The organism is Helicobacter bilis, assembly GCF_900198365.1.
In the GTDB taxonomy this organism is placed as follows: Bacteria; Campylobacterota; Campylobacteria; order Campylobacterales; family Helicobacteraceae; genus Helicobacter_A; species Helicobacter_A bilis_B.
Genome location: NZ_FZMS01000050.1, coordinates 20,569 through 27,372, shown reverse-complemented (window position 1 = coordinate 27,372; position 6,804 = coordinate 20,569). Strand labels below are relative to the sequence as shown.

Annotated in this window: 6 protein-coding genes and 1 pseudogene; 3 read left to right on the top strand and 4 right to left on the bottom strand. The window is 34.3% G+C overall.

Translation table 11 applies throughout. The features are described from left to right. The 3 genes and pseudogenes from C6H08_RS07235 to C6H08_RS07225 all read left to right on the top strand — a co-directional run. Positions 1-450: pseudogene (locus C6H08_RS07235) on the top strand (bacteriophage T4 gp5 trimerisation domain-containing protein); the annotation flags it as partial. A 75-nt stretch (positions 451-525) separates the two neighbouring features. Continuing rightward, entirely contained in the window at positions 526-1,218 is a 693-nt protein-coding gene (locus C6H08_RS07230) for a lysozyme inhibitor LprI family protein (protein ID WP_080745708.1), read from the top strand. A 3-nt stretch (positions 1,219-1,221) separates the two neighbouring features. Then, complete coding sequence (locus C6H08_RS07225; protein ID WP_034562559.1) at positions 1,222-2,730, top strand: hypothetical protein; 1,509 nt, start codon at positions 1,222-1,224, stop codon at positions 2,728-2,730. A 505-nt stretch (positions 2,731-3,235) separates the two neighbouring features. Here C6H08_RS07225 and flgG read toward each other — a convergent pair. The 4 genes from flgG to C6H08_RS07205 form a co-directional block, all read right to left on the bottom strand. Then, positions 3,236-4,024: a flagellar basal-body rod protein FlgG gene (gene flgG, locus C6H08_RS07220; RefSeq protein ID WP_034580379.1), complete on the bottom strand. Its 789-nt coding sequence runs from the start codon at positions 4,022-4,024 to the stop codon at positions 3,236-3,238. 84 nt (positions 4,025-4,108) lie between these two features. Then, positions 4,109-4,633: a gamma carbonic anhydrase family protein gene (locus tag C6H08_RS07215; protein WP_034562561.1), complete on the bottom strand. Its 525-nt coding sequence runs from the start codon at positions 4,631-4,633 to the stop codon at positions 4,109-4,111. A gap of 446 nt (positions 4,634-5,079) precedes the next feature. Then, positions 5,080-5,520 (bottom strand): hypothetical protein, encoded by a 441-nt coding sequence (locus C6H08_RS07210; protein ID WP_034562563.1) that lies wholly within the window; start codon positions 5,518-5,520, stop codon positions 5,080-5,082. Between the two features lie 159 nt (positions 5,521-5,679). Then, positions 5,680-6,501, bottom strand: coding sequence for a carbon-nitrogen hydrolase (locus C6H08_RS07205; RefSeq protein WP_052100067.1), 822 nt, complete (start codon positions 6,499-6,501; stop codon positions 5,680-5,682). Positions 6,502-6,804 lie beyond the last annotated feature (303 nt).

Here is a 6,804-nt window from a genome sequence, read left to right as displayed (position 1 = left end):
GTAGCTAAGGATAGTAGTGAGGTTGTTGGGGGAGATAGGAGCGTGGAGGTTGGGGGGAATAACAACACTACTATTGAGAAAGATTCGCAGATGATTATCAAAGGAGAATCTCAAATGTATGTTGAGAAATCATTGACACAAAGCATACAACAAGAAATGTTGCTTGATATTCAACAAAATTTCTCTACCAATGTAAAAGAAAATCTTGCCACCAATGCTAAATCTATGCAAAACAATGTAGAGGAACAATATTCTTTACAAGCAGGCAATGCTACGCTAGAATTACAAAGTGATTGCTCTATACAAACAGGCAATAGCCTAAACTTCAACATAGGTGAGACTACCATAACTGCTACTTCAGATTCTGTAATAATAAAAGCTGGTGGTGTAGAAGTCGTGATAGATTCTAAGGGACTCATCGTTAAAGGTGGAGAGATTAAGAGTGAATAGAATCTGTGAGCGTTTGATAAAAATGCTACAATACGCATTTATTCTAAAGAGACTACACAAAGCGAGATTTTCAAAATGAGTAAAATATTGATACTAAACATAGCATTGGCTCTCTTTGTGCCTCAAATGCTTAACACACAATCAAGCAGTGAGGCAAAGCCAAGCTTTAATTGCGCTAAAGCTACCACAAAGGCAGAAAAGATTATTTGCAATGATAAAAGTGGAGAGTTGCAGCGATTAGATTCTGATACGGCAAAGCAATACAAGCAGCTGCAAAAAAATCTAAGCAAAGACAACAAACAAGAGCTTTTAACATCACAACGATTATGGCTTCAAGCCCTAAATCAATGCGAATCCAAAGAATGCCTAAAAGAGCTTTTGCAACATAGAATCAAAGAACTACAAAATTACACAGCACACACAGGCAATGTGTGGCTTGGGACTTATGAATTGCAACAAAATCTTTATTTTGGATGGTTTAAAATACAAAAATGCGATACAAATAATATTTGCGAAATCAAATATGAGGCTATCCTAAATAAAAGTGAGTTTAATGATATGCATATCTGCGAAGAAGTTGCAATGAAGCTTGAAATCAAAAATAATAATAAAGCCATTGCGTATTATGATGGGGAAGAAAAATGCAGATTGAATTTGGAGCTTAATAAAAACGGGATTTTAATCACAGAGCAAAAACCCAAAGATTGCTATATGGGCTGTGGAGCTGGGACAGAAATTAGTATAAATAGCTTATATCATAAGGAATAATCAATGCTTTATGATATTAAAGAATTAAATGAAAATGATTATAAAAAAGAGTGCACAAGACTTCTTATTGCCTTTGAAAATCTAAATTATAAACAAGAAAATGCTATACATATTGCGAAAAATGTAACCATTGGTTATGGACTTGATTTAAAGACGGGAAGTAATCCAAAGTTACTTTTAGAAGGATATTTACCGGATGATTCTAAAAAACTTAAAATAGGAGATGAAGAATTAACTTTTTATGAAATTATAGAAAAATATAGAGCTAATAAGACAGGTTTTACAGACCCAAAGATAGTAAAAGGTTATTTACAAAATAGAGTGTTTAATTTTTCACTTACACAGGAACAGGCTCAAAAGGTGTTAGAAAGAACTTTTGATTCGTATAAAAAGTATGTATCACAATACATTAGCAATAGCTTGTTAAGATATAGCCAAGAAAAAGCCTCTTTGGTTTCTTTACATTATCATGGCAGATTTAACAACATCAAAAATAGTGTTCGAAATTCTATTATCAAAAATTCAAGATTCCTATCGTGGTTTATTTTAAGATATAAAACAAATATTAATACTTATGTAGGATATATTGCTAGAAGTGTAGATGAAGCAGATATTTATCTATCTAATCCAAATATTAATAAAATAAGTCTTATATTTGATATATTTTCTCACTTAATAAGGAAAGAAAGCATTGGTTATAGGAAGTATAAATACAATGAAAGTATTAAGAGTTATGCCTCTCACAATAAAAAAGATATATTGTTAAAATTAGCGCTTTGGTATGAAAATGATTTAGATTTTATAAGATTTAATTCGGCGAATAAAGTTAACAACATAAGCAAAGCCAATAAAAGCATTTGCCGACAAGTGAATAGCGGTATAGATGAACTTAAAAAATTAGAATCTTGGGATTACGATATAGCAATGCTTTATCTCACATTGCAAGGATATAAATTTATCGAGGCAAGATTACATTTTTTAGATAGTCCAAAGGACTTGCAAAAACAATATCAACAAGCCTTTGAAGTTTTAGAATCTATATGCAAGAGCAATAACAGCCGAGATAAAAACAAGAACAAGGAAATTACAGAAAAACTACAACCACATCTAGAGCATTCACACATAAAAGCTTATATAGAATATTATCACTTTTTATATATACAAAGAAAATTTGAGTTAGCCGCACAAGAAAAGAATTTGAAAAAATTTAAAAAACATCTCTATAAGGCACAAAATCTCATTGACCAACTTCTTATAGACAACACGCAACATATCTATCTTTTCACAAAAATGAAAAAGCATAAAGCCAATATTATGAATCTTATTTGGCATATAGAGCTAAAAGAGATAGGCAGACAGCTAGAAGACCCATTTAATATTGAGCTTAAAGATAATGCGGAAAACAAAGGTGCATACGACATTCTCTCAAAGAGCAATAAACTATATAAACATATAGAATCTATGCTTAAAACAAACACAAATCCTTATCTAAAGAATCCAAAAAACACTTAAACATAAAACCACAAAAGAAAAACAAGAATACCAAACGATTTATAAAATAAGCAAAATATAATATTTGAAAACCAAGAATCTTATTTTTACATAGCAATGCAATATCAACAAGCATTCCAAAATGATTTGGCGTTTCATTGTTAAATTTTAGATTCTATTAATGTTTAACAACAGATAAAATCTAGCATTATGGAATCTAGAAAGGATTTTTCTATATAATCCAAAACAAAATTTCTTAAAAAATGAAAAAATCTAGTTTTTAACTATATTGGTTTCAATATTCTCAAGCTATGTTTTATTGGATTTAGAAATCAATAGCAAAAAATGGTTACAACAACAAATCTAGTGTTGTAAATTTCATAAAACCGGTAGATTCAATGTGAAATATTTAAGGTAAAAATGGCTAACCCTATAATACATCACGCCCCAAATCCCCATAGATTCTATAGAATCTAGCCCTGCCATCATAACACAGGCTTTAAAAATAAATTAAACTTTATCTAACCTATCGTTTTAAGCCATTAACGGTTTGTAGCATGGAATCTGCTGTTTGAATGCTTTTTGAGTTTGCTTCATACGCTCTTTGCCCTGTGATTAGATCAGTCATTTCAGACACTAAACGCACATTGCTTAACTCTAAAAATCCTGCACGAATTTGTCCCAAGCCATCTTGTCCAGCTATGCCCTCTATTGGCTCACCGCTCGCGTTTGTATTTATATAGAGATTATCGCCTAAGCCATGCAAACCGGCTGGATTCACAAAATTCACAAGCTGAATCTGCCCTAAAACTTCCGCCTGTCCATTGTTACCAAGTGTAACACTCACAGTGCCATCTGCACCGATACTTATGCTTTGTGCTTCTGGTGGCACTGTGATTTGTGGCTGGACTAGATAGCCCTCTGAAGTAACGATATTGCCCTGATCATCAAGCTTAAAATTCCCACTTCGCGTATAAGCGATATTGCCATCTGGAAGCTGTATGGGAAAAAATCCTTTACCCATAATCGCTACATCAAGCGGATTTTCTGTCTCTTTTGGACTGCCTTGAGAGTAGATTCTATTAATCGCTCCCGTTCTCACACCCACACCCACTTCAATACCTGTTGGCGTTAGTGTAGTTTCGCTTGTCTGTGTGCCTGCAAACTGCAATGTTTGGTAAAACAAGTCGTTAAACTCCGCTCTTTGTCGCTTAAAGCCCACCGTATTCACATTCGCAATGTTGTTTGAAGTCGTGTCGATTTGTAACTGCTGCCCTAACATTCCTGTTGTCGCAGTATAGAGTGATCTCATCATGCTAACTATCCTTAGTTTAAATTTGAGATAGTAAAAGCAAAAGGTATGCCAACTTTAGAATCTACGCACAATTTACTTCATAACTCACATATATTGATTCTTAAACTCCACATAGCGAATGGCTGAATTTGCTATTTCTTCTATCTCTTCTTCACTAAGTTCTCGCACAAATTTCGCTGGATTCCCAAGAATGAGTGATTTTGGCGGAAACTTTTTACCTTTTGTAACGACTGCTCCCGCCCCAACGATAGAATCTCTACCAATCCTAGCACCATCCATCACAATGCTACCCATGCCAATAAGGCAATTATCCTCAATATGACACGCATGGATAACGCAGCTGTGTCCTATGGTAACATTATCACCAATAATTGCAGGATAGCCACTTTCAGCCTCGCCCTCTTCTCTGTGCCATACATGGATCATAGTCAAATCTTGTATATTCGTATTTTTACCGATTTTAATGTAATTTACATCTCCACGCAACACGCAATTATACCAAATTGACGCGTTATCGCCAATGCTTACCTCGCCAATAACCTTTGCCCCCTCACATATCAACACATCTTTACCAACACTAGGCGTAATCCCATTAAACTTTATCAACATGCTTTATCCTTTCCTTGCGTTTTTTTATAGATTATAGCATTATTTTAGAGTAATGTTATTTTTATGGAATCTTAATAGATAGATTCGAGTGTGGATAATAAAAGATTCTAAAATTTAGCAATGTCATGCTGAAAATATTTATCTAACTGCAAATATTTGTCATGTTTAAATCTTTGAGTGAAGTATCTAAAAATATAAAATCTAAACTCATCAAAGCTTAAATTCTAAAATACAGAATCTGGGCTAGGTTTTTTGCTTTTTTCAAAGTTCTCATTGAATGAAGCCAATGATTATACTTGCAAAAATGACAAGAATTAAGAATCTAGAAGTTTAGCTTTATTGGATAAAACTAAAAATAAAGAAAATAATAAAATAAAAAGGGTGAATAAAGCTTAATCGTATAGATATAAATTAAGCCTTATTTTAAGTGAAGTTTGTGGGAGGGGTTATTTTCCTGTTGTTGCTGAACCAATCCCCATTAGTAAATCAGCAAAGCCACTTTCAATCATGGGGCAAGTTTTCATTATGCTGTCTTCCACTTCTTCATAATCTATTTTTTTAGCTAAAGCATTTGTATCTTTAGTATCTAGCTTTTTAAAACTAACACATGCTTTTTTCATTACTTGTATCGCATTACTGGTATAATACTTATCTTTTGTTTTAGACTTCTCATCGTCTTTATCTCTGTATGGTTCTGCCTTTTCAAGCCATGTGTTTGCTTCTTTTATCTCTGCAATGAAGTTTTTACAACTTTGTGTATTACATACCTTAATCAGTGCATCTGCTTGTTTTGCCATATTCTTATAAATTCTAATATCGTTTTCATCAGCAAACGCCATAGAAGCTACACCAACGCTTAACAAACCAGCCAATACCAACTTTTTCATATCTTTATCCTTTATGTAGAAATATATCTTTAGTCTTTATGCCTTAAAAAAATAGCAATAAAACTAAAGATTGCGAAATAAAAGCATAAAATATTCTTTAAATTATAGAATCTAGAATGTTATAGAATCTAATAAATAACCCTATATTTCAAAAATATTTCACTTGCCATATAGCTTTAAAAGTGGCTGATAATGCTCTATGCGTCTATCGCGGAAAAAGGGCCAGATGTCTCGCACGGATTTTGTCCGCTCATAATCGATAAAAGCATATAGAATCTCATCTTTATCATTACTTGCCTGTGCTAGAATCTCGCCTTGCGGACCGCATACAAAGCTATTGCCAAAAAAGCGGATACCCTCACCTTCTGTGCGAAGATTAGGCTCAAAGCCTACGCGATTAATGCTTGCAAGTGGGAGTCCATTAGCAATAGCATGTCCCCTTTGTATTGTCTGCCATGCCTCAAGCTGCCTCTTTTTCTCCGCTTCACAATCTGCATCAAACCAGCCAATCGCTGTGGGATAAATCAGCATATCCGCACCATTTAACGCCATAATCCTTGCTGCCTCTGGAAACCACTGATCCCAGCACACAAGCACACCAAGATTCCCAACACTAGTTTTAATGGGATTAAAGCCTAAATCTCCGGGGGTAAAGTAGAATTTCTCATAAAACTGCGGGTCATCTGGAATGTGCATTTTCCTATACTTTCCTGCTATGCTACCATCTTTTTCAAACACAACCGCTGTGTTGTGATAAAGCCCCCTTGCCCTTTGCTCAAAAAGTGAAGTAACAAGCACAACGCCGCATTCCTTAGCGATAGTGCTAAAAAATACAACATTTTCATCAAAATCCTGTGCGAATGCGAGATATTTCGTCTCTTCGCTTTGACAGAAATACTGCGTTGTGTGTAGCTCTTGCAACAGAATCAGTTCTGCGTTTTTACTTGCTTCAATGATTGCTTGTTTTGTCTTTTCTTTCATTTTATTTGAGAGTTCTTTTTGCCATGATTCTAGATTTTCACCTATGCCTAAGTGGGCTGTGGGGTTTTTAGAATCTAGATTCTCTACCAAATCTGGGTGGGTGCAGGGTTTAGGGTGCGTTATTTTAGAATCTAGATTCTCTAAATTTGTGCCCTTGTCTATGCAATTTGAACGATTGAGCGAATTAGAGGGATAGTCATTATCGTTTAGATGATTCCTGCTATCTAATTTAGTCAAAGCCACAGAGCAACTGCTAGAATTTGTGGTTTTGTTTGCGTGGTTTGTTGATTTAGAATCTAGTCT